The sequence below is a fragment of the Candidatus Omnitrophota bacterium genome (genome assembly GCA_030688425.1).
Lineage (GTDB): Bacteria > Omnitrophota > Gorgyraeia > Zapsychrales > JANLHA01 > JAUYIB01.
In genome coordinates this window covers 85,844-108,355 of record JAUYIB010000021.1, presented here as the reverse complement: position 1 = coordinate 108,355, position 22,512 = coordinate 85,844, and the positions used below count along the sequence as shown (strand labels likewise).

General features: G+C 57.5%; 21 protein-coding genes. 20 read left to right on the top strand and 1 reads right to left on the bottom strand.

Annotated elements, in window-relative coordinates; translation table 11 throughout:
• Window positions 1–50: 50 nt before the first annotated feature.
• From Q8Q08_09135 to menE, 19 genes are all read left to right on the top strand, one after another.
• Window positions 51–602: a thioredoxin family protein gene (locus Q8Q08_09135; GenBank protein ID MDP2654181.1), complete on the top strand. Its 552-nt coding sequence runs from the start codon at window positions 51–53 to the stop codon at window positions 600–602.
• A 118-nt stretch (window positions 603–720) separates the two neighbouring features.
• The gene (locus Q8Q08_09130) at window positions 721–1,173 is read left to right on the top strand and encodes a transcriptional repressor (GenBank protein ID MDP2654180.1); all 453 of its coding nucleotides are present in this window, start codon (window positions 721–723) and stop codon (window positions 1,171–1,173) included.
• Between the two features lie 16 nt (window positions 1,174–1,189).
• Window positions 1,190–2,113 (top strand): zinc ABC transporter substrate-binding protein, encoded by a 924-nt coding sequence (locus Q8Q08_09125; protein ID MDP2654179.1) that lies wholly within the window; start codon window positions 1,190–1,192, stop codon window positions 2,111–2,113.
• 39 nt (window positions 2,114–2,152) lie between these two features.
• Window positions 2,153–2,932: a metal ABC transporter ATP-binding protein gene (locus Q8Q08_09120; protein ID MDP2654178.1), complete on the top strand. Its 780-nt coding sequence runs from the start codon at window positions 2,153–2,155 to the stop codon at window positions 2,930–2,932.
• Window positions 2,925–4,049, top strand: a complete 1,125-nt coding sequence (locus tag Q8Q08_09115; protein MDP2654177.1) for a metal ABC transporter permease — start codon at window positions 2,925–2,927, stop codon at window positions 4,047–4,049. Before Q8Q08_09120 ends, Q8Q08_09115 begins: the two co-directional genes overlap by 8 nt.
• A gap of 5 nt (window positions 4,050–4,054) precedes the next feature.
• Window positions 4,055–5,173: a metal ABC transporter permease gene (locus Q8Q08_09110; GenBank protein ID MDP2654176.1), complete on the top strand. Its 1,119-nt coding sequence runs from the start codon at window positions 4,055–4,057 to the stop codon at window positions 5,171–5,173.
• Between the two features lie 58 nt (window positions 5,174–5,231).
• Window positions 5,232–5,603, top strand: coding sequence for an iron-sulfur cluster assembly accessory protein (locus tag Q8Q08_09105; GenBank protein ID MDP2654175.1), 372 nt, complete (start codon window positions 5,232–5,234; stop codon window positions 5,601–5,603).
• A gap of 118 nt (window positions 5,604–5,721) precedes the next feature.
• Window positions 5,722–7,533, top strand: a complete 1,812-nt coding sequence (thiC, locus tag Q8Q08_09100) for a phosphomethylpyrimidine synthase ThiC (GenBank protein ID MDP2654174.1) — start codon at window positions 5,722–5,724, stop codon at window positions 7,531–7,533.
• Between the two features lie 99 nt (window positions 7,534–7,632).
• Entirely contained in the window at window positions 7,633–8,766 is a 1,134-nt protein-coding gene (bioB, locus tag Q8Q08_09095; protein MDP2654173.1) for a biotin synthase BioB, read from the top strand.
• Window positions 8,767–8,881: 115 nt separating this feature from the next.
• Complete coding sequence (locus Q8Q08_09090) at window positions 8,882–10,711, top strand: 2-oxoacid:acceptor oxidoreductase family protein (GenBank protein MDP2654172.1); 1,830 nt, start codon at window positions 8,882–8,884, stop codon at window positions 10,709–10,711.
• A gap of 55 nt (window positions 10,712–10,766) precedes the next feature.
• Window positions 10,767–11,699: a thiamine pyrophosphate-dependent enzyme gene (locus Q8Q08_09085; GenBank protein ID MDP2654171.1), complete on the top strand. Its 933-nt coding sequence runs from the start codon at window positions 10,767–10,769 to the stop codon at window positions 11,697–11,699.
• On the top strand, window positions 11,699–12,637 hold the full coding sequence (trxB, locus tag Q8Q08_09080) for a thioredoxin-disulfide reductase (protein ID MDP2654170.1): 939 nt from the start codon (window positions 11,699–11,701) through the stop codon (window positions 12,635–12,637). Before Q8Q08_09085 ends, trxB begins: the two co-directional genes overlap by 1 nt.
• A 107-nt stretch (window positions 12,638–12,744) precedes the next feature.
• Complete coding sequence (gene ubiE / locus Q8Q08_09075; GenBank protein ID MDP2654169.1) at window positions 12,745–13,419, top strand: bifunctional demethylmenaquinone methyltransferase/2-methoxy-6-polyprenyl-1,4-benzoquinol methylase UbiE; 675 nt, start codon at window positions 12,745–12,747, stop codon at window positions 13,417–13,419.
• A 1-nt stretch (window position 13,420) separates the two neighbouring features.
• Window positions 13,421–14,809 (top strand): isochorismate synthase, encoded by a 1,389-nt coding sequence (locus tag Q8Q08_09070; GenBank protein MDP2654168.1) that lies wholly within the window; start codon window positions 13,421–13,423, stop codon window positions 14,807–14,809.
• 169 nt (window positions 14,810–14,978) lie between these two features.
• Window positions 14,979–16,763 carry a 2-succinyl-5-enolpyruvyl-6-hydroxy-3-cyclohexene-1-carboxylic-acid synthase gene (gene menD / locus Q8Q08_09065; GenBank protein ID MDP2654167.1) on the top strand — a complete coding sequence of 595 codons (1,785 nt, stop codon included), beginning with the start codon at window positions 14,979–14,981 and terminating at the stop codon, window positions 16,761–16,763.
• A gap of 52 nt (window positions 16,764–16,815) precedes the next feature.
• On the top strand, window positions 16,816–17,640 hold the full coding sequence (gene menB / locus Q8Q08_09060) for a 1,4-dihydroxy-2-naphthoyl-CoA synthase (protein MDP2654166.1): 825 nt from the start codon (window positions 16,816–16,818) through the stop codon (window positions 17,638–17,640).
• 112 nt (window positions 17,641–17,752) lie between these two features.
• The gene (locus Q8Q08_09055; GenBank protein ID MDP2654165.1) at window positions 17,753–18,634 is read left to right on the top strand and encodes a 1,4-dihydroxy-2-naphthoate polyprenyltransferase; all 882 of its coding nucleotides are present in this window, start codon (window positions 17,753–17,755) and stop codon (window positions 18,632–18,634) included.
• Window positions 18,631–19,731: an o-succinylbenzoate synthase gene (gene menC / locus Q8Q08_09050; GenBank protein MDP2654164.1), complete on the top strand. Its 1,101-nt coding sequence runs from the start codon at window positions 18,631–18,633 to the stop codon at window positions 19,729–19,731. Before Q8Q08_09055 ends, menC begins: the two co-directional genes overlap by 4 nt.
• Window positions 19,728–21,176 (top strand): o-succinylbenzoate--CoA ligase, encoded by a 1,449-nt coding sequence (gene menE, locus Q8Q08_09045; GenBank protein ID MDP2654163.1) that lies wholly within the window; start codon window positions 19,728–19,730, stop codon window positions 21,174–21,176. The genes menC and menE overlap by 4 nt, the downstream gene beginning before the upstream one ends.
• Here menE and Q8Q08_09040 read toward each other — a convergent pair.
• On the bottom strand, window positions 21,168–21,569 hold the full coding sequence (locus tag Q8Q08_09040) for a thioesterase family protein (GenBank protein ID MDP2654162.1): 402 nt from the start codon (window positions 21,567–21,569) through the stop codon (window positions 21,168–21,170). The two genes, menE and Q8Q08_09040, sit on opposite strands and share 9 nt — an antisense overlap.
• Window positions 21,570–21,832: 263 nt before the next feature.
• Here Q8Q08_09040 and Q8Q08_09035 point away from each other — a divergent pair, with 263 nt between their 5' ends.
• Window positions 21,833–22,495, top strand: coding sequence for an MIP family channel protein (locus Q8Q08_09035; GenBank protein ID MDP2654161.1), 663 nt, complete (start codon window positions 21,833–21,835; stop codon window positions 22,493–22,495).
• The last annotated feature ends 17 nt before the right edge of the window (window positions 22,496–22,512 follow it).

Genomic DNA, 22,512 nt, shown 5'->3' with positions numbered 1-22,512 from the left:
CCCTTTCTATAATGAAGATGGTCAAAACCCCTCTCAAAAGGAGATACCCTATGGCCCTGTTAGAATCTCTTGTTTTACCGCTCGGCTCCGGCATGGAGGACTTTGAACTCCGGGACCCCCATGGGAAAATCTACCGCAGCCAGGAACAGTTTGGAGAGAAGGGCCTCCTGGTGGTCTTCACCTGCAATCACTGCCCCTACGCGCTTGCGGTCTGGCCGCGATTGATCCGGCTCGCGCACTACGCCCGAAAACTGAAGATCAACACCGTCGCCATCAACCCCAACATTCACCCCGGATATCCGGAAGACGCCCCTGCCAAGATGATCGAAAAGATCAAGGAGTGGGGCATCGATTTTCCATACCTCGTTGACGAATCGCAGGAGACCGCAAAAACATTCAAAGCCCAATGCACACCGGACATTTTTCTACTGAACGCCAAAAAGGAACTTGTCTATCACGGCCGCATCGATGATAATTGGCAGGATGAAAAAAAAGTAACAAAAGAAGCACTCAAAGAAGCCCTGACCGCGCTTGCGGGCGGGCTCCCGGTGGACAGGCGCCAAAAGCCGTCCATGGGCTGTTCCATCAAATGGCGGGATTGACCGCCGCCTCATCCGTCCCCCGACGCCCGGATAAGCTTGCCGTCTGAGCTTTTCCCCAAATTCACCAAAACATCCGCGGACCCTTGACATCGACGCTCAAGATGATACACTGTCTCATATGAGACGCGGAAGACACCCCATCGCCACCGAACGCCGAAAATTCAACCACTACCTGGAAAAAAACGGCATCCGCACCAGCTCCGGGAGGGAAATGGTTTTCAACGTGGTTATTCAAACCCACGGGCACTTTACGGCGGAAGAGATCGTCAAAGCGGTCAAACAAATGGAGAATAGCGTTTCCCGCGCCACCGTCTACCGGCGCCTGCGCGAACTGCTGGAATCCGGCGTTATCCGGGAAACCGCCTTCGGCGACAAACACCACCACTTCGAGCATGTTTACGATGAAAAACCGCATCACCACGCTCAATGCGTCCGGTGCCACCGTTTCATTGAATTCCCGGACCTCAAGGAAGACACGATCTACCACCCGTATTTGGAAAAAGAAGGCTTTGAAATCCTGGGGCATGAAATGCATTTTTACGGGATCTGCAAAAGATGCCAAAACCGTTAACGGAGCAAACACCGCCATGAAAAGAATGAATGTCCCCCGCCTATATTTACACGTGTTGGCCGGATTGTTCCTTCTGGCCGCAAACGCATCCGCCGAAGGATCCCGGCCCGTGAAAGCGGTCGCCACCATCGGCCAGATCACCGATGCCCTCAAAATAATCGGGGGAGAGAGAGTCGATGTCGCAGGGCTGATGGGCGCCGGGGTCGATCCGCATCTTTACAAAGCCAGCGAAAGCGATGTCCGGAAATTGTCCGGAGCGGACATCATTTTTTACAATGCGCTCCATCTGGAAGCGAAAATGGAGGACCTGTTCAAGAAAATGTCCGGCAGGGTCAAAACCGTGCCCGTGGGGGAAAACGTCCCGCCGGAGTCACGCCTGGAAAGTGAAAAATTCGCCGGGCATTACGACCCGCACATCTGGTTTGATGTCATTCTGTGGAAAAAAGCTGTGGAGCGGATCCGGGACGAATTGGCGGCCTTCGACCCGTCCTCCCGGGAGGAATATTTCCAACGGACCGCGGATTATCTGAACGAGCTGGATGAACTGGACCGGACGGTCCGCGCCAGGGCCGGGGAACTCTCCCCCGACCAGCGGGTGCTTGTGACGGCACATGACGCTTTCCGTTATTTCGGCCGGGCATATGGATTTGAAGTGATCGGGCTCCAGGGCATCAGCACACAGGCCGAAGCCGGCGCTGCGGACATCAAAACGGTCGCCGACTTCATCGTGAAACGAAAAATCAAGGCCATCTTTGTGGAATCCTCCGTTCCGGTCAAAAATGTCCAGGCCGTTCAGGAAGCGGTCAAGGCCAGGGGCTGGGATGTCAAAATCGGCGGCGAACTTTTCTCCGACGCACTGGGAACAGACGGGACCTTTGAGGGGACGTATATCGGAATGGTGACCCATAATATTAACACGATCGTTGACGCCTTAAAATAACCGGCAACTGGAGGCACAATGAATTCCGAGAACGAAAACATGAACCCTGCCATTGATGTGACGGACTTGACCGTCGCCTACCGGGAAAAACCCGTCCTCTGGGACGTGGATTTCCAGGCGCCTCAGGGAACGCTCCTGGCCATCGTGGGGCCCAACGGGGCCGGAAAGTCAACGTTGATCAAAACCATCCTGGGGCTGGTCAGACCGGCGGCCGGAAGGATCCTTGTTTTCGGCAATCCATACAGACCGGAAAACCGCCTGATCGGCTATGTCCCCCAACGCAGTTCTGTGGATTGGGACTTTCCGACCAATGTCCTTGATGTCGTCCTGATGGGCCGGTACGGCCATCTGGGCTGGATCAAACAACCAGGCCCCAAAGAAAAAAGATTGGCCCTGGAATGCCTGGAAAAGGTCGGCATGGTCGATTTTGCCAGCCGACAGATCAGCCAGCTCTCCGGAGGACAACAGCAACGGGTTTTTATTGCCAGGGCCTTCGTGCAGGACGCGCCGGTCTATCTGATGGACGAACCCCTCGCCGGGGTAGACGCGGCCACAGAGAGGAGCATCATCGACCTGCTCCGCGAACTCAAAGCGAAAGGCAAGACGGTCATCTGCGTCCATCATGACCTGCAAACCCTCGCGGAATATTTCGAATGGGTCATGCTTCTTAACGTCCGCCGCATTTGCCTCGGAAAGGTCCAGGACGTCCTCACCCCCGACAACCTTCGCAGGGCCTACGGGGGCAGGGCCGCCTTTTTGAGCGCCAAAGGGGAAGGGACAATCGCCGGCGGGATCAACGGGAACACGGACCATGCCTGATCTGTCTTTTTTTTTCGATCATACGTTGTTAATTGTTGCCGCGGGATCCTGCATCCTGGGAATCACGGCGGGATGCCTTGGGTCCTTCGCCGTCCTTCGCCAGCAAAGCCTGCTTGGCGATGCGATCGCCCACGCGACCCTGCCTGGCGTCGGGATCGCCTTTCTGCTCACACAGGACAAAAGTCCTCTCGGGCTTCTGATCGGCGCGGCCATCGCCGGCTGGGTGGGAACGCTCTTTGTCAAACTGATCACCCAGACAACGGCGATCAAAAAGGACGCCGCACTGGGGCTGGTCCTTTCTGTCTTCTTCGGTTTTGGCCTCGTGCTCATCACGATCATCCAAAAACTGCCGACGGCCACCAAAGCCGGAATCGACAAATTCCTCTTTGGCAGTGCCGCCACGCTCTTGCAAGAGGAAGTTTACTTGATGAGCGTCCTGGGAGGGATCGTGCTCCTGCTGACCATTCTATTCTGGAAGGAATTCAAAATTTTTATCTTTGACGCGGACTTCGCGAAAAGCATCGGACTGCCGGTGCAGGCCCTGGACGTCTTTCTGACCTCTCTGATCGTGATCAGCATCGTCATCGGCCTGCAAACCGTGGGAGTCGTCCTCATGAGTGCCATGCTCGTTGCCCCGGCCGCGGCCGCGCGCCAGTGGACCGACCGTTTGAGCGGAATGATTTTGCTCGCCTCGGCATTCGGGGCCGTTTCCGGCGCCGCAGGGGCCGTGACCAGCAGCCTTGTCCCGCATCTGCCGACAGGGCCCACCATCGTCATCTATTTGAGCCTGATTGTCCTGTTTTCATTGCTCTTCGCGCCCAACCGCGGCTTGTTGTGGGACTGGCTGCGCGCGCAACGGCATAAGAGGGAGATCCAGACCACAACCATGCTGAAAAATCTTCTGCTCTTTTCCGAGATCCAAACCGACCCGTTCCACCCCCACGATATTGCGGCCCTGGAGGCGATCGGCCGCGCGGCGATCCAGCGGACCATGAACGATCTGGAAAAAAAAGGCTGGGCACGGCAGTATCCCGACAAGCGCTGGGCCCTGACACCGATCGGATTGGAAAAAGCAAAACTCCTGACCGATGCCTATGAAGAACAGGTTTTTCACTGACCCCCATGGCTGTCTCCATCGAACAATTTGAGATCATCGTCCTCGCCTCTCTCACGGCCGTGGCCTGCGCGCTGCCGGGGACCTTTCTGGTTCTGCGGCGCGTTGCTTTGATGAGCGACGCGATCAGCCACGCCATCCTGCTGGGGATCGTGCTGGCTTTCTTCGTCACGAAAAACCTGTCGTCCCCTTTCCTGGTCATCAGCGCCGCCGGTGTCGGGATCCTGACGGTCTCGCTGACGGAGCTCCTCATCAACACGCAAAAACTCAAAAAGGACGCGGCCATCGGCCTGGTGTTCCCGTTCCTGTTCTCCATCGGCGTGATCCTCATCAACCTCTACACGTCCGACGTCCACATCGATTCCGACTGCGTCCTGTTCGGCGAGATCGCCTTTGCGCCGTTCAACCGGTTTGTGGTCGCGGGGAAAGACCTCGGCGTCCAGGGAATTTGGATGATGGGAGGGATCTGCCTGCTCAATGTTTTGTTCATCAGCCTTTTTTACAAAGAACTGAAAATCGCAACATTCGACGCCGGTCTGGCAAAGACGCTGGGATTCCGTCCGAACCTTATTCATTACGGCCTGATGCTCCTGGTCAGCATCACGTCGGTAGGGTCCTTTGAAAGCGTCGGATCCATCCTGGTGGTCGCTCTGATGATCGCGCCGCCCTGCGCCGCCTACCTGCTGACCGACCGCCTGTCGCGGATGCTGATTTTTGCCGCCGGGATCGGGGTCCTGTCTGCCGTTTTGGGTTATCTGTTCGCCTACATTCTCGATGCCAGCATCGCGGGATCCATGGCGACGGTCAGCGGGATCCTCTTTTTGATCGTCCTTATTTTCGCCCCGGAAAAGGGCCTGCTGACCCGCTATGTCATCAACCGTTGGCAAAGACTGGACTTTGGAACCCAGACCTTGGCCGTGCACCTGCTACAGGCCGAACTGTCCCATTCCGAAGACACAGAGCTGGTTGTCAGCCACATGAATAATCACATGCTGTGGAACGACGAATACACATCCCAGATCATCGCCCAAGGCATTGAACAGGGCCTGATCCGGAAAGAAGGGAACAAGTTGATGCTCACCCCGCTCGGACGGGAAAAGGCCAAAGTTTCCATTTCCAAGGATTAAAAGTCTTTGATTGACTTCCAGCGTCATTATGTTATATTTAAGTCAAAAAGGAACGTATATGGTTGATCGTCCGCAGGCCAACACATCCGCTTCTTCCGGTCCGCAACCGCTGATCACCCTCACGCAAGCGGCTGCAACAAAAATCCTTTCCATGATGGACAAGGAAGAAAAGCCCGGCTATGCCCTGCGGCTGGGCGTTGTCCCGGGAGGGTGCGCGGGGTTGTCGTATGACATGCGCTTCCAAAAAACGCCATACGACAACGACCTGATCTTTGAACAACATGGGATCAAGGTCATCATCAACCCGGAAAGCGCGGCCCTGCTCAAACAGACCGAGATCGATTATGTGGACACATTGAAAGACAGCGGATTCAAATACCGCAACCCCAACGCCAAAAGCAGCTGCGGCTGCGGCACTTCCTTCAGCTGATTTTCCACCATTCTCCCAGCTTCCGCCTGATCTGATTCAATTTGCGCGCCATCCTGTTTTGTAATATAATGGCGTGGTCCTGAAGGGCATCAACAAATTTTTCAACCCTAAAAATGCCATGACCCCTGACGTTCTTCATCAAACAATTCCGGTCACCGCCCCTAAGAATTCGGATTTGAGTTTCCGGCCGTTTCCGGGGTCTAAAAAAATCTACCGGAGCGGGAGGATGCATCCATCCCTCCGGGTGCCGTTTCGGGAAATCCAACTGGCTCCGACGCTTGACGGCCATAGCAAACTCACCGATAATCCACCCTTTTCCGTATACGACACCTCCGGGCCGTACACCGACCCGTCCCTGCTGGTCGACATCACGCAAGGACTGCCGGAACTTCGGAAACCCTGGATCCTGTCACGCCAGGACGCCGAGGAACTGACGGCCGCGACCTCGCATTACCGCAAAATCCGGGAAACCGATCCGCACATCGCCCATATCCGTTTTCCCAGGGTCCGGCGCCCCCTGCGGGCCAAGCCGGGCCAAAATGTCACCCAGATGCATTATGCCAAGCAGGGGATCATCACACCGGAAATGGAATTCATCGCCATCCGCGAGCAATGCGATCCCGCCTTTGTCCGTGACGAAGTGGCGAGAGGAAGGGCGATCATCCCGGCGAACATCAACCATCCCGAAACCGAACCGATGATCATCGGCCGCAACTTTCTCGTCAAGATCAACGCCAATATCGGAAATTCCGCCGTGTCCTCCAGCATCGCCGAGGAAGTCGAAAAAATGACCTGGGCCATCCGCTGGGGCGGAGACACGGTCATGGACCTTTCGACCGGGAAAAACATCCATGAGACCCGCGAATGGATCATCCGCAATTCCCCCGCGCCCATCGGGACGGTGCCGATCTACCAGGCCCTGGAGAAGGTGGAGGGCAAGGCCGAGGACCTCACCTGGGAAATTTACCGCGACACGCTGATCGAGCAGGCCGAACAGGGAGTGGATTACTTCACCGTGCACGCCGGCGTTCTGTTGCGCTACATCCCGCTCACCGCCAAACGGCTCACCGGGATCGTTTCGCGCGGAGGGTCCATCATGGCCAAATGGTGTCTGTCCCATCACAAAGAAAGTTTCCTTTACACCCATTTTGAAGAAATCTGCGAAATCATGAAGCAATATGACGTGAGTTTTTCCCTCGGCGACGGCCTGCGGCCCGGCAGCATTGCGGACGCCAATGATGAGGCCCAATTCGCCGAGCTGGAGACCCTGGGCGAACTGACGAAAATCGCGTGGCAGCACGATGTCCAGGTCATGATCGAAGGCCCCGGGCACGTCCCGATGCACCTTATCAAAGAGAACATGGACAAACAGCTATCCATCTGCCAGGAAGCACCGTTCTATACCCTCGGCCCGCTGACCACGGACATCGCGCCGGGATACGATCACATCACATCCGCTATCGGCGCGGCCATGATTGGATGGTTCGGCACCGCCATGCTCTGCTACGTGACGCCCAAAGAGCATCTGGGGCTTCCCAACAAGCAGGACGTCAAGGACGGGATCATCGCCTACAAAATCGCCGCCCACGCCGCAGACCTGGCCAAAGGACACGCCTGGGCCAGGCAGCGGGATGACGCCTTGTCCAAAGCCCGGTTTGAATTCCGGTGGAGAGACCAGTTCAACCTGGGGCTGGATCCGGAGACCGCGGAAAAATACCATGACGAAACCCTGCCGGCCGAAGGCGCCAAACTGGCCCATTTCTGCTCCATGTGCGGCCCGCATTTCTGCTCCATGAAAATCACCCAGGACGTGAGAGACTACGCTCAAAGCCAGGGGATCAACGAAGCAGACGCCATCCAAAAAGGGCTGGAGGAAAAATCCCGCCAATTCCAGTCCGAGGGGGGGGACATCTACTCTCCCGCAACCTGATTGCCCCAATCAGCTTACTCGTAAAAGAATCTTGAGATTTATTGATAATTCGGACAGTTTGTAATAAAATACCTACCACTATACCTTCAGGATGATTTTATGAACCCCGAATATTATGCCCGACTGGCCGAGGCCGGATTGGACGGCCAAGACCTTCCGGATGAAACCTGCCGGGAAATTCTCCGTTCCCCGGACATTGAGCTCCTGCCGCTCCTGGCTGCCGCTTATACCATCCGCAAGCGCTTCTGGGGAAACGACGTCACCGTCCACATCATCAACAACGCCCAGAACGGCCATTGTCCGGAAGACTGCCATTACTGCGCGCAGGCCAAATCTTCCCAGGCCGACATCTTAGAGTATCCTCTCAAGACTGACGAAGAAATCTTTGCCGAAGCCCAAAACGCCTATGAAAGCGGCGCCTTCCGTTATTGCATGGTCTTTGCCGGCCGCGGACCGTCGAAAAAACGGGTGGAACACCTGGCCCGATTGGTCAGGGAAATCAAATCGCGCTATCCCATCGAAATCTGCGTTTCCACCGGGCTCCTGGACAAAGGGAAAGCGGACATCCTGAAAGACGCCGGGCTCGACCGCCTGAACCATAATCTCAACACCTCGGAAGACAACTACCCCAACATTTGCACAACACATACGTACCAGGACCGCATCAACACCCTGACCGCCGCCCGTCAGGCCGGGGTACAGCTGTGCTCCGGGCTGATCATCGGCATGGGAGAGCAGGACACGGACATCATCGAAATCGCCAAAACACTCCGGGGGCTCAAAGCAGAATCCATCCCCGTGAATTTTTTGATCCCGATCGAAGGGACCGCGATCACCCAAAACGCCGCACTGACGCCGGATTACTGCCTGCGCGTCCTCTGCCTGTTCCGGTTTTTAAACCCGTCTGCCGAGATCCGCATGGCCGCCGGAAGGGAAGTGCACCTGCGGAGCATGGAAGTTCTGGGCCTGTACCCGGCCAGTTCCCTGTTCCTTCAGGGCTATCTGAACACCAAGGGCTCGTCCCGCGGCAAGACCCTGCGCATGATCCGCGACGCGGGATTCCAGATCCGCTCCGCACAAAACCTTGACGAACTCATTGAAAAAGAGGAAAATCCAGAAACCGGAGAGGACGGCCTGTCGTTCCCCGGGATGAAAGATATCCAGGACCTGCGGCCCTACCGTCCCCAATCCGCCGAGAGGACTTCCTCCGCGGCACGGGACAAATGTTGCTGACAACCGCGGGTTTTAACGCATCCAGGAGTCCGCAACTTTTCTGAAATAAAGTCACTGTGGTCGTTTGGACTTTTTTAGGAATGACGCAGTGTCGTGAAGATTGAAGGGAGTCGACATGTCAAAGGAAATGAAGAACATCTCCCGGTTTGAGCTTTTGATGGACGCCGGGTTCGGCGCCCAGAAATCCGGGGACATCCTGATCCAGGCCTTCGCCCGGACAGGCAAATACGTTTACATCGAACCCATGATCCCGGCGGAGATCAGCCCGCCGCCGAGGACAAGGCCGGCCTTGTCCGGAGTTATCATCCGTGTGGCGGATTTCGACATCACCAACATCGGCAACGACACGGACCTGATCCTCGCTTCGCACGAAATCGTGCTGGACCGCCGGCTCGATGACGAAGAAACCAACCCCAACGCCCGGGTCCTGCTCGACATGGGGAACAAGCCGGACAACGAGGAATCCTACGCAAAGGTCATCAAGCGGGTCGCGGAACTCAAGCTCAACCTTTTCCCTTTTGAGATCGACGCGGAAGCCAAGAAAATCATCCATAACCTGGGCGGCAAAGGGGAGAACATGTATTACATGGGCATGCTGGCCGCCATCTACAACATGCCGCCCGAGCCGGTCATCATCGAAATCAAGGAAGCCTTCGGTAAAAAACTCAAGGAAGAGGTCCTCAAGCAAAACCTGCTTTTGTTCGACCACGGCTATCAGTTCGCCCAAAAGAACGTCAATTTCTCCTTTGAGATCAAGGGCACGCGCCCGCTGGACGACATGGTCCTGATCGACGGAAATTCGTCGCTGAGCATGGGCATCATCGACGCGGGCATCAAATTCTACAGCGGATACCCGATCACGCCGGCGTCTTCCATCATGCACACCCTGGCCAAACAGTTCCCGTCCTATGGCGGGGTCGTTCACCAGGCGGAAGACGAGATCGCGGCGATCGGCTCGGCCATCGGCGCCTCCTACGGCGGCGTCACGGCCGTGACAGCGACCTCCGGCCCGGGGCTGTCGCTCAAGCAGGAATTCATCGGGTTCGCCACGGCCGCAGAGGTCCCGCTCATCGTCATCGATGTCCAGAGATCCGGCCCCTCAACAGGGATGCCGACCAAAACCGAACAATCCGATCTGCTGGCGGCGATCTTCGGCAGCCATGGAGATTACGCAAAAATTGTATTAAGCGTCTCCAATATCATTGACTGTTTTTACGCGCCGCAAGTGGCCCGTTACCTGGCCGAAAAACTCAAATTGCCGGTCTTTATCCTGAGTGACTTTTTGACCGCCAACAGCTACAAAGTCATCCAGACGCCGAAAATCACGTTGATGGACAATATCAACGACATCCCGGATTTCGTCCTGGAACGTTTCCACATCCAGCGGCTGCCGGAAAAGATCGAAATGGTCCGGAACCGCCAGGACATTCCCGGCACGCCGGGCGGGATGCGTCGCATCACCGGCCTCAACACCACGGCAGAAGGGTCCATCAACTATTTCGCCGGGACCAACCACCGCTCGCACGCGGTCCGCAACGAAAAGGTGCACGTTGTCCAGCGCGCCCTGACCAAACCGGAAATGTTCGGCCCGGAGGAGAACGAAGTCCTCATCGTCGGATGGGGAAGCGCCCGGGGAACGATCGAGGAAGCCATCGTGAACAAATGCATGAAGCTCGGCATCCCGGCCTCGGGGCTGCACCTGAAGATTGTCTATCCCTTGCCGTTAATGCTGAAGGACATCTTCTCCAAATTCAAAAAAGTCGTCACCGTTGAAGTGGCCTACGGCGACGAGCTCAAACCGTCCCCGCTGGCGTTTCTGCTCAGGGCGCACACCTGCATGGACATCCGGCCGCTGATTTCCAAAGCCTCGGGACGGCCGCTGAGGCCCAACGGCATTGTCAACAAGGTGGCCGAGATGCTCGGCCGGACACCGCCGTTTCCGTAAAATGATCATCCCGGCTTCCGGAAACCGGAGGCCGTTCGTTCAAGGAGAAAAACTCATGACAACACAGACGACAAACGGGCCCGTCCCGGCCCCCGCTGGGCAGCCCATCACCATCAAGGACCTCCACACGGAGAACCCCCGCTGGTGCGTCGGCTGCGGGGACTTCGGGGTCACGATGGGACTCAAACGTTTCGTTGTCGACACCCAGTTGCAGCTGCATACCACGGTCAACATTTCCGGGATCGGCTGCTCCGGCCGCGCTCCGAATTATTACAACACCTACGGCGTGCACTCGATCCACGGACGCCCCATCACCATCGCCCTGGGACTGGCCATCGCCCGGCCCGACCTGAACATCTTTGTCCATTCCGGTGACGGCGACGCCTTGAGCATCGGCGGCAACCACCTGATCCACGGGATCAACAAAAACTTCAACTGTGTTTTCATGCTCTATGACAACGAACTTTACGCCCTGACCAAGAACCAGACGTCCCCCACAACGCGGCGAGAACATCCCACCATGACCCAGCCGCATGGGACTTACCTCGAACCGATCGATCCGATCCGGATGGCCCTGGGCCTGGGCGCGTCATTCGTGGCCGGGACAGCCGACTGGATCCCGGATCACCTGGGCAACACCCTGAAGGCGGCGTTTGAACACAAGGGTTTTTCATTTGTGCATATCCTCCAGCGTTGCCCCCATTTCGACCCCTTCAACTTTGACCACAAAAGCACGACCTGGTTCGGATTCCTCAAAAACGAAAAAGGGATCGCGCCGGATAAGCGCATCGCCGACAAGACCGAGGTCATCGATCATGACCCGGGCAACTTGGTCAAGGCCTTTGAACTGGCCCTGCAGAAAAAGCGTTACTTCGGGCTGTACTACCGCGACGCCAACAAACCCTGCTACGACGATATCCTGAGAAATCTGGCCCAAAACGCACCGCAAAAACCGCGGACAGGGATCCTGGACGCGTTCAAAATTTAATGTCTGAGAACATTGTCATCATCGGATCAGGGCCGGCCGCCCATACCGCCGCGATTTACGCGGCGCGGGCCCGCCTGGAGCCTCTGCTGTACGAAGGCCTCATGGCTGGAGGGGTCGCGGCAGGGGGGCAGCTTACCACCACGACCGAAGTTGAGAATTACCCCGGTTTTCCAACGGGCATCATGGGCCCGGCGCTCATGGACCAAATGAGACAGCAGTCGGTGACCTGCGGGACCCGCATCAAGACCCAAACCGTCCAAAAGGTCGACTTCCAGTCCAAGCCTTTCAAAATTTTCGCGGATTCCGAAACCGTTGAATCCAAAGCCGTGATCATCGCCACCGGCGCCACAGCCAAGCGCCTCCATGTCCCTGGCGAAGACCGGCTCTGGCAAAAAGGCATTTCCGCCTGCGCCGTCTGCGACGGGGCATTGCCCATTTTCCGCAACAAAACCCTTCTGGTGGTCGGCGGGGGAGACTCGGCCGTTGAGGAATCCACATATCTCACCAAATTCGCCTCCAAGGTCCTTCTCCTGGTACGCAGGGACGCCTTGCGCGCCTCCAAGGCCATGCAGGAGCGGCTGCTGGCCAATAAAAAAATCGAAGTTATCTGGAACACCGTGCTGCTGGAAGTCCTGGGAGACAGGATGATCACCGGCGCCCGAGTCAAAAATGTCAAAACGAACCAGGAAAGCACCCTGGAAGCCGAAGGCTTGTTCTACGCCATCGGCCACCAGCCCAACACCGCCTTCCTTGACGGCCAGGTTGAACTGGACGAAACAGGCTACATCAAGACCCAGCCGGGTTCTACACGCACCAGCATCCCCGGCGTCTTTGCCTGCGGCGATGTCCAGGACAAGACTTACCGCCAGGCCGTCACCGCGGCCGGCACCGGCTGTATGGCTGCCCTGGACGCGGAGCGTTACCTTTCCGGCCACTGACACCGGCATCCAAACGCCGGGCATTCCCCTTTGATACCGTCAAATTTTTGTGCTACCATGAAACGGTCATGAATTCCGCCCTATTGCCAAAATCTGAATCGTGGAAGATGTTCGATTCCATTGCCCGGGGTTACGACACGGCCAACCGGCTGCTGACCTTCGGCATGGACCTCGGCTGGCGCCGGAAAATGCTTCAATCCCTCCCGGAAGGAAATGGCCTCGCCGCGCTGGACATCGCCACCGGGACAGGAGACGTCCCGATTCTCATGGCGCAGGAACAGCCCCGCATCACCCGGATCCACGGCCTTGACCTGGCCCGGGACATGCTGGCCAAGGCCGGAGAAAAAATCCGGGCGGCAGGGCTGGAGGAAAAGATCGAACTGCGCCACGGTGACGCTATGGGCCTGCCGTTTCCCCCGGGAACCTTCGATCTGGTCACCACCGCGTTCGGCATCCGCAATATCCCGGCGGTCAATAAGGCCCTGATGGAAATATTCCGCGTGCTCAAGCCCGGAGGGCGCGTGCTGATCCTGGAAAGCTCGGTCCCCGAAAATATTTTGATGAAAGCCGGCTACATAGTGTATTTACGCGCGTTCATGCCGTTGATCGGCTGGGCCGTGAGCGGCAACTACAAAGCCTACCGTTATCTCAATCAAACCACCGAACGTTTTCCCTGCGGAGAACGTTTCTGCCGGATTCTCAAACAGACCGGATTCCTCAACCCCAAGGCGCGCCCGCTCTGCGGCGGGGCGGCGACCATTTACTCCGCGGACAAGCCCTGACATGCCCGAAAGCCTGCTGAATAAAATCCACAATTTTCCGGAAGCCAAGGCGATCCTGGCCGAACAGATCCGGACCTTTGCCGCGGAAGCGTCGAAACGGACGGGCCCGGCTCCCGTACTCAAGCGCTTCGAAATCCGGGTGGAAAAAATGGACCTCCTGGCCTGGCTGAGCCAGCAACGGTCAGCCACCAAAATTTTCGGTTCCGATCAATCCGAGAATTACGCGATCGCGGGGATCGGGGAGGCGGACGTGATCACCGGCGCCGGCCCTGTAAATCATGAAATGATCGACCAGAAAATCCGCCCATGCCTGCCGCCCCAATATCCCTACCTCCGCTACTATGGCGGTTTTTCATTTGACCCGCTGAACCCCGGGACGGAATGGGACGATTTCGGCACTTACCGTTTCCTGATCCCCAGATTTGAGCTTGCCACCAAAGAGGGGAAGTACCTCCTGGCCTGCACGGTTTTGCTGAAATCCGCGGATCCCGGCACCTGGGAGAAAATCCTTAAAGAGTTGGAGACCCTGACCTACGCCAATTATAATTTTGTGGTCCAGCCCCTGGAGATGGTCATCCGGGAAGATGATCCGGACCGGCAGGGATGGGAAGACATGATCGGAACGATCCTGGCGTCCATCCGCACCGATGAATGCCGAAAGATCGTCCTTGCCCGCAAAACACGCTTCACCTTTGACAAACCCCTGGATCCGTGGCTCCTGTTCCGCCAGCTCAAAAACGTTTCTCCTTCCAGTTACCACTTCTGCTTCCAGTTCAACGGCGGGCCGGTCTTTCTCGGCGCGTCGCCGGAACGGCTTTTTAAGCGGACAGGGCGGGCCATTCAAAGCGAGGCCGTCGCCGGCACGCGGTCCAGGGGGGCCTCGCATGAAAAGGATGGGTTTTTGCGCCAGGACCTGCTCGCCTCCGCCAAAGACCAGCGCGAACACCAATTTGTGGTCGAGGCCATCCAGTCTCATCTCGGCGCCGTGTGCAATGGGACTGTCCAGAACGCCGGGACCAATATCCTGAGTCTGGAAAGCGGACACCACCTCATCACCTGCCTCCAGGGACAATTGAAGGAAACCGTGAAAGACTGGCAAATCCTCGACCGGCTTCACCCCACGCCGGCCGTGGGAGGCGTCCCCAAGGAAAAGGCCATGGAGATCATCCGGTCCGCCGAACCTTTTTCCCGCGGCTGGTACGCGGCCCCGGTCGGATATATCGGCAACGACCAGACGGAATTTGTCGTGGCCATCCGGTCGGCGCTCGTCCGCGGCAGCGAACTTGTGGTCTATGCCGGGGCAGGGATCGTCGAGGGCTCGGTCCCTGGGCAGGAATGGGAAGAGGTCGAGAATAAGATCGGGAATTTCCTGAAAGTGCTTCACTATTAATGAGCACATGATTTACGGAAGTCCCGCAAAACGGGATGGAGTAAATCATCTGTGCGAATTAATGAGGCCATGACTTACGGAGCGATAGCGAACGTAAGTCAGCGGCCGAATTAACCCCGGCGCCTTGCCCTGCGCCGTGATGAGGGCAGCCGGGGCCAATAAATTAAACATGCCGACAATGAATCTCCTAAAATCCTCCCACATCAATTTTCTCTGGACCGACCTGATCGTTGAAGAGCTGGTCCGTAACGGAGCGGATTATTTCTGCGTGGCGCCGGGGTCCCGGAGCGCGCCGCTGGCCGTGGCCGTGAGCCGCAATCCCAGGGCCAAAGCTTTTGTCCACTTTGACGAACGCGGGCTCGGATTCCATGCCCTGGGGTACACCGCCGCCACCCGCAGACCTGCGGTCATCATCACGACCTCCGGCACGGCCGTGGCCAATCTTTTTCCGGCTGTCATTGAAGCGGCAAAAAAGAAACTGCCCCTGATCCTCCTGACCGCGGACCGACCACCGGAACTGCGCAAGGCCGGCGCCAACCAGACCATCGACCAGCCGGGAATTTTCGGACCTTACGCGCGCTGGTCCTTTGACATGCCGTGCCCGACAACCGACATCGGCCCGGAATTTGTGCTCACCACGATGGACCAGGCCGTTCATCAGACCAGGACCAATCCGCCGGCGCCGGTCCATGTGAACTGCATGTTCCGGGAACCGCTGGCCCCGGAAGGACAGACAGCCGATTTCAGCGAATACCTCAAGCCGCTGGAACGCTGGCTGGCCGGATCAACCCCTTACACGGATTATGTTGTCCCGGAGCGGACCATCCCCGAGGACCGCCTGGAGGACATCCTCGCGAGGATCCGTGCCATCAAAAGCGGCATCATTGCTGTCGGGAAATTGTCTGGACCGGATGAGAGGGAGGCCGTGCTCAAGCTTTCCGAAAAGCTCTACTGGCCGATTGTACCGGACATCACTTCGGGACTGCGACTGGGCAACCAGCATCAAAACGTAATCCATTACTTCGATCAGCTCCTCTTGGACAATGAGCTTATGAAGCAAATCCCGGTGGACGGAGTGATCCATATCGGCGGGCGGATGACCTCCAAACGATGGTATCCGTTCATCGAGTCCCGCCGGCCCAAAGAATACATCATGGTCCTGAACCACCCTTTGCGCAACGATCCGCTGCACAACGTCACGGCCCGGGTTGACGGGGAAATCGGCCCGATTTGCCAGTCTCTGGCCGCCGCCATTCCCGCGCGCAAGGACAACAAGCCGTGTTTTCAGCTCCAAAGCGCGTCCCAGGGCGTTAAGGAAACCATCGAAACTTTTCTCACCGACAAAGCGTTATTGAGCGAACCGGCGGTCGCGCGCCTGGTGTCAAAATATCTCCCTGCGGATTCGACCTTATTTTTGGCCAACAGCATGCCGATCCGGGACATGGATATGTACGCGGCCGAGCACAAAAATCCCGTCCTCATCAGCGCCAACCGGGGGGCCAGCGGCATCGACGGCAACATCGCGGCAGCCGCCGGATTTGCCAAAGGGGCCCAAACACCGCTTACGCTGATGATCGGGGATCTCGCGTTTCTTCATGACCTGAATTCCCTGGGCACCGTCAAATCCCTGGACCAGCCGGCTGTTATCGTCGTGCTCAACAACAACGGGGGGGGCATTTTTTCATTTCTTCCGGTTGCCGACGTGGGGGAAGGGTTCGAAAAATATTTCGGGACCCCGCATCATCTCACGTTCGACCATGCCGCCCAGTTGTTCCACCTCGATTATGTCCACCCCAAAACACCCAAAGAATTTACCGCCGTTTACCAGCAGGCGCTCAAAACCAAAACGTCGACCGTCATTGAGATCATCAACACCCGCGAGGATAATTTAAAGCACCACCAGGATATCCAGGGAGCGATCCTGGAAAAACTCAAAAAATACCGGAAGGGTTGAAACATCTTTCATCTGTGATAAACTACCGTTCTTCACAACGCAGGAGCAAGGGATGAGCGAAAAAATTAAATGGAAAGACGCCGGGAAATACACGGATATCAAATATCATAAAGCCGAAGGCATCGCCAAGATCACGATCAACCGGCCGCAGGTGAGAAACGCCTTCCGGCCCCTCACGGTCCAGGAAATGTCCCACGCCCTCAACGACGCGCGCGAAGACGCCAAGATCGGGGCTGTGATCCTGACAGGGGAGGGAAAAGAGGCCTTTTGTTCCGGCGGAGACCAAAAGGTCCGCGGCGACGCCGGGTACAAGGACGAGCACGGCGTGCATCGGCTGAACGTCCTGGATTTCCAGCGACAGGTCCGCACCTGTCCCAAACCCGTGATCGCCATGGTCGCCGGCTACGCGGTCGGCGGGGGCCATGTCCTGCATGTCGTATGCGACTTGAGCATTGCCGCAGAGAACGCCATCTTCGGACAGACCGGCCCCAAGGTCGGGTCGTTTGACGGCGGATACGGGGCCAGTTACCTGGCGCGGATCGTGGGCCAGAAAAAGGCGCGAGAGATATGGTTCCTCTGCCGGCAGTACAACGCCCGGCAGGCCTTGGAGATGGGGCTGGTGAACGCCGTTGTCCCTTACGAGCGGCTAGAAGAAGAGACCGTGAAATGGTGCCGGGAGATCCTCCAGCATTCGCCGATCGCCATCCGCTGCCTGAAAGCGGCGCTCAACGCCGACTGCGATGGACAGGCCGGGCTGCAGGAACTGGCCGGCAACGCGACCATGCTGTTCTACATGACCGAAGAGGGACAGGAAGGCCGCAACGCGTTCGTCCAAAAACGCAAACCGGACTTTTCAAAATTTCCGAAAAGGCCATAACAGTCAGAAATCAGATTTCAGACGTTAACAGCAAAAAACGCCATCTGACAACGACTTCAGGCCTCTGACTCTTAACATCTGACTTCTGACTGCGGACTTCTGACATAAGAATATGACAAACCAACTCAAAATCTGGACTCTGGCCGCCCGTCCTAAAACCCTTCCCGCCGCGATCGCCCCGGTGGTGATGGCCACAGGCATGGCCTTCGGCGACGGAATCCACCACTGGCCCAGCGCGGCCGTGGCCATGGCCGCGGCGCTCCTCATCCAGATCGGCACCAATCTTGCCAACGACTACTTTGATTTTAAGAAAGGCGCGGACACCGAAGAACGGAAGGGCCCGACCCGCGTCACCCAGGCCGGGCTGGTCTCGCCGTCCGGCATCGTGGCCGCTATGACCCTGACATTTCTCCTGGCCGCGGCCTGCTGCGTTTGGCTGATGCTCCGGGCCGGCTGGCCGATCGCGGTCATCGGCGCGCTCTCGATCCTTTCAGGAATTTTTTACACGGCCGGGCCGAGGCCTCTCGGATATCTGGGGCTGGGAGAAATTTTTGTCCTGGTCTTTTTCGGGCCGGTGGCCGTGGCCGGAACCTATTACGTCCAGTCTTTTGAGATGAATTACGCCGTCATCCTGGCCGGGCTCGGGCCGGGGCTCTTGTCCGCCGCGATCCTGGCGGTCAATAACCTTCGCGACATTCCGACGGACAGCCGTTCCGGCAAACGGACCCTGGCCGTGCGCTTCGGAAAAGTTTTTGCCCAAAGGGAATACCTCGCGCTCGTCCTTCTCGCCGGGGCCCTGCCCGCGCTGATCTTTGCGCTCATCCAGGACCACCTGGGCATCCTGGCCTGCGTCGCTCTCCCCTTGCTTGCGATCAAGAGTTTCGAAGACATTTTCACGTTCACGGACGCCGCGCGCCTCAACCACACCCTGGCCGCCACAGGCCGCTTACTCCTTTTATACAGCGTCGTCTTTGTCGCGGGGTGGATCTTATGATCGTTACGGAATTTATCGCTTACCGCTATTCCCTCAAACTCAAACGTCCGGTCCTCGTCAAAGGGACGAAGGCCGCCACGAGGGACGGCATTATTTTGCAAATCAAGAACGCGGATGGGACCAGCGGGTTCGGCGAGATTTCGCCCCTGCCGGGATTCAGCCGGGAAACCCTGATCCAGGCGGAACACCAGCTCAGTCAAGTAAAGGAAGAATTTCTGACCCGGGAGATCCCGCATGGGCTCACGCACCTGAACGGCCATTTCCACAACTGGTTCAAATCGCTGGCACTTTCCCCGTCCGTCCGCTTCGGAGCGGAGATGGCAATCTTAAATCTCCTGGCGAATGCCAAAAAAGTCCCCCTGGGGCAGGTGATCCACGAGCATCATCAGCCCGTCGGGCACGTGGCCCTGTGCGGTCTTTTGCAGGGTTCCCTGGAGCAGGTCGTGGAACAGGCCCAAACCCTGCTGGGACTCGGGTATCGCAGCATGAAACTCAAAGTGGGGTCCCAGGACATCCATGAGGACGCGGACAAGGTCGCCGCGGTCAACAAGATCACCCGGGACAAAGTCCTGCTGCGGCTCGACGCCAACCAGGGCTGGGATTTCGAAGAGGCCCTGAAATTCGGCAAAAAGATCGGGCCGGCGAGTCTTGAATATCTCGAGGAACCGTTCAAGGATATCGAAAAAATCCCGGAATTTTTCCTCAAGACCTTTATACCTGTGGCCCTTGATGAGACACTGCAGACAGCGGATTTTGAAACGATCAAATCCATCGAAGGCGTGGATGTCCTGGTCATCAAGCCCATGGTCCTGGGCGGGCTTGAAAACGCCTGGCAGCTTTTTCAGAAAGCGCGGCAGATGGCCTTGCTGCCGGTGATCAGCTCCTGCTATGAGTCCGCGCTGGGGATCGTGGCCCTGGCCAGCATGGCCGAGGAGGGACGGCACTATGTCGCCGCCGGGCTCGACACCGTCAATTGGTTTGAAGAAAACCTCCTGATCCAGAACCCCATCGTTTCCAACGGCAACCTGGACTACCACAACTCACCCGTCACCGAATCCAACATCAATTTCCGGCTTCTGCAACGGCTGCAGATATGACGACCATCCCATGCCCGGTCCGCAGGTCCGTCGAAAGGAATCCCGAAGCGGCCGCGGTCCTGGAAAGCGGAAAAACCCTCACTTACACGCAGTATGACCGCCGGATATCGGCAGCGGCGCGGCAGCTGCAAAAGCTCGGGATCCAGCCCGGGACCCGGGTCGCGGTTTACGCGCAGGCCTCGACGGCTGTCCTGATCCTTCTCCCGGCCCTGTTCCGATTGAAGGCCGTGGCCTGTCTCTTAAACCTGCGCGAACCGGTTCCTGCCCTGGCGTCGCGGATCAAAATGACCGGCTGCAAAATCCTGTTCGCGCCGTCCTCTGAGCTGGAAACCCTCAAAGACCTTCCCGGCACGCGGTTCCCCACGGAATATCTCCTCACCGGCGACCCGGATGACGAACCCGCCGGAGGCGACCCCGTGGTCGATTTTGACCAGGAGGCGACGGTCATCTTCACCTCCGGCAGCACCTCCGAACCCAAAGCGATCCTGCATTCCTACGGAAATCATTATGACAATGCCCTGGGATCCAATGAGCTCATCCCGGTCACAGCCGGAGACCGGTGGCTTTTGTCTCTGCCGTTGTACCATGTCAGCGGGATCGGGATCATGTTCCGTTGTTTCCTCGGAGGAGGGACCGTGGTCGTTCCGCAGGACAAGGAAGACCAGGCCGATGCGATTTCCCGATACGAGATCACGCACGCTTCTTTTGTGCCCACGCAACTGCAGCGGCTTCTGGACCGTCCGAATGGACCGCAAACGCTTAAACTTTTAAAAGCCATCCTGCTCGGCGGCGCGCCGATCCCGCCGGGGTTGACCGCGGCCGCCCGGCGGCATTCTCTAAAAAACGTGTATTGCACCTACGGCCTTTCGGAAATGGCGTCCCAGGTCGCAACAGGGCCAATCACAACGGATGGAAATTTTTGCGCCAGGATCCTGCTCCACCGGGACGCGAAGATCTCTCCCGAGGGAGAAATCCTCGTCAACGGAAAGACGCTTTTTCTGGGATATTTGTCAGAGAATAAAATCCACCGCCCGTTGACCCCCGACGGATGGTTCGCGACCGGCGATCTGGGAAAGATATCCAGCGAAGGGGGGCTGACCGTCACAGGCCGCAAGGACAACATGTTCATCAGCGGAGGGGAAAACATTTCCCCGGAGGAAATTGAACTCGCTCTGGGTCGGCTGAACGGCGTGCGCCGGGCGCTGGTGGTCGCGGTTGAGGACCGCGATCTGGGACAGCGCCCGGTGGCGTTTCTCGATACGGCTCCGGGCGCGGCAGTGACGGAGACGCACATCCTCCGGGAACTGCGAAACGCCTTGTCCGGCTACAAGATCCCCCGGACATATTACCTCTGGCCGGCAGAGGCCACGCAGGGGCTCAAGGTGTCCAAAAAATTATTCCGGCAAATGGCGGAAACAGGGACGGGGTTGACGCGGTTACAATAGCGTCTTGACAGCCTTGCGGAGTTCCGAGGGAAGAGGGATTTTCTTGCGCGTTTTTTTGTCCGTGGTCACGTGAACCGTGCGGGCCGTGCCCACGAGGGTTTTCTTCTGGTTAAAAATTTTGTAGACGAACGTGAAGGACGTCGTGCCCAGCCGCTCCACGGTCATCTCGACCGTGATGCGGTCTCCGACAAAGAGGGGGGCCTTGTATCCGGCTTCAGCGTGGACAATGGGCAGAAAATATTTTTTGCGCCGCAGGAGGACGTCAAAACCGAACCCGGCCTGGTCCAGGGCAGACTCATAGGCGTCATGGACGATCTTGAGCTGATTGCTGAAAAAAAGTAACCCGGCGGCGTCGGTGTCGTGGAGATGGATTTTGGTCTTATAAATAAACATGCGATTCTCCTGGTTTTGGAGCCCCTGCGGTGGTTTGGCCCAGAGGGGCCAAACCACCCTGAGCGAAGTGGAATGGGTTCGCGCAAGGACTTACGTTCACTTCGTTCCTTAAGTCATGCCCTCATTAAAATTCTAACATATACGACTAACATAGTAATGAAAACTTTTCTGTTTTTCTCCTGTTGACAAAAAAATGAAAAAGAGTATGATAAAAAACCGGTTGAGACGAATTCCGCATCAAAAACTTCCCTAAGGAGCCACGCATGAACGTCAGGGCACTTGTCGCAGAATGTATCGGAACGTTCACTTTGATTTTTATCGGCGTGGGGGCCATTGTTGCCGACCACATCACCGGCGGCCAGTCCGGGCTGACCGGCATCGCCCTGGCTCATGGATTGGCGATTGCGGTCATGGTCAGCGCCACTGCGGCTGTCAGCGGCGGGCACCTGAACCCGGCGGTCACGATCGGATTGTTCTTCGCCAAAAAGATCGACGCCCTCAATACCATCGGCTATGTCATTTCCCAGTGCCTCGGCGCCATTGCCGCGGCCTTCCTCATTAAGCTCTGCGTCCCGACCGCTGCTCTCAACGCCGTCAACATGGGCACCCCGGCGCTCGGCGAAGGGATTTCCGTCGGCATGGGACTCCTGACCGAAATCATCCTGACATTTTTCCTCATATTCGTCGTTTACGGAACGGCCGTTGACAAGCGCGCGCCGAAAGTCGGAGGGCTCTTCATCGGGCTGACCGTGGGGCTGGGTGTCCTCATGGGCGGACCCATTTCCGGAGCCGCCATGAACCCGGCGCGGCACCTCGGGCCTGCACTGCTGGGCGGCGGGCTTGACAACATCTGGCTTTACTGGCTCGGGCCCGTCATCGGCGGGATCCTCGCGGCCGTCACCTACCGCAAAGTCCTTGAAAACTAATCACACGGCACCTCACA

Excerpts from the sequence above, each read along its gene's own strand:
- Q8Q08_09135 (MDP2654181.1), top strand. The coding sequence starts at position 51 with ATGGCCCTGTTAGAATCTCTTGTTTTACCGCTCGGCTCCGGCATGGAG.
- Q8Q08_09130 (MDP2654180.1), top strand. The coding sequence starts at position 721 with ATGAGACGCGGAAGACACCCCATCGCCACCGAACGCCGAAAATTCAAC.
- Q8Q08_09125 (MDP2654179.1), top strand. The coding sequence starts at position 1,190 with ATGAAAAGAATGAATGTCCCCCGCCTATATTTACACGTGTTGGCCGGA.
- Q8Q08_09120 (MDP2654178.1), top strand. The coding sequence starts at position 2,153 with ATGAACCCTGCCATTGATGTGACGGACTTGACCGTCGCCTACCGGGAA.
- Q8Q08_09115 (MDP2654177.1), top strand. The coding sequence starts at position 2,925 with ATGCCTGATCTGTCTTTTTTTTTCGATCATACGTTGTTAATTGTTGCC.
- Q8Q08_09110 (MDP2654176.1), top strand. The coding sequence starts at position 4,055 with ATGGCTGTCTCCATCGAACAATTTGAGATCATCGTCCTCGCCTCTCTC.
- Q8Q08_09105 (MDP2654175.1), top strand. The coding sequence starts at position 5,232 with ATGGTTGATCGTCCGCAGGCCAACACATCCGCTTCTTCCGGTCCGCAA.
- thiC (MDP2654174.1), top strand. The coding sequence starts at position 5,722 with ATGACCCCTGACGTTCTTCATCAAACAATTCCGGTCACCGCCCCTAAG.
- bioB (MDP2654173.1), top strand. The coding sequence starts at position 7,633 with ATGAACCCCGAATATTATGCCCGACTGGCCGAGGCCGGATTGGACGGC.
- Q8Q08_09090 (MDP2654172.1), top strand. The coding sequence starts at position 8,882 with ATGTCAAAGGAAATGAAGAACATCTCCCGGTTTGAGCTTTTGATGGAC.
- Q8Q08_09085 (MDP2654171.1), top strand. The coding sequence starts at position 10,767 with ATGACAACACAGACGACAAACGGGCCCGTCCCGGCCCCCGCTGGGCAG.
- trxB (MDP2654170.1), top strand. The coding sequence starts at position 11,699 with ATGTCTGAGAACATTGTCATCATCGGATCAGGGCCGGCCGCCCATACC.
- ubiE (MDP2654169.1), top strand. The coding sequence starts at position 12,745 with ATGTTCGATTCCATTGCCCGGGGTTACGACACGGCCAACCGGCTGCTG.
- Q8Q08_09070 (MDP2654168.1), top strand. The coding sequence starts at position 13,421 with ATGCCCGAAAGCCTGCTGAATAAAATCCACAATTTTCCGGAAGCCAAG.
- menD (MDP2654167.1), top strand. The coding sequence starts at position 14,979 with ATGCCGACAATGAATCTCCTAAAATCCTCCCACATCAATTTTCTCTGG.
- menB (MDP2654166.1), top strand. The coding sequence starts at position 16,816 with ATGAGCGAAAAAATTAAATGGAAAGACGCCGGGAAATACACGGATATC.
- Q8Q08_09055 (MDP2654165.1), top strand. The coding sequence starts at position 17,753 with ATGACAAACCAACTCAAAATCTGGACTCTGGCCGCCCGTCCTAAAACC.
- menC (MDP2654164.1), top strand. The coding sequence starts at position 18,631 with ATGATCGTTACGGAATTTATCGCTTACCGCTATTCCCTCAAACTCAAA.
- menE (MDP2654163.1), top strand. The coding sequence starts at position 19,728 with ATGACGACCATCCCATGCCCGGTCCGCAGGTCCGTCGAAAGGAATCCC.
- Q8Q08_09040 (MDP2654162.1), bottom strand. The coding sequence starts at position 21,569 with ATGTTTATTTATAAGACCAAAATCCATCTCCACGACACCGACGCCGCC.
- Q8Q08_09035 (MDP2654161.1), top strand. The coding sequence starts at position 21,833 with ATGAACGTCAGGGCACTTGTCGCAGAATGTATCGGAACGTTCACTTTG.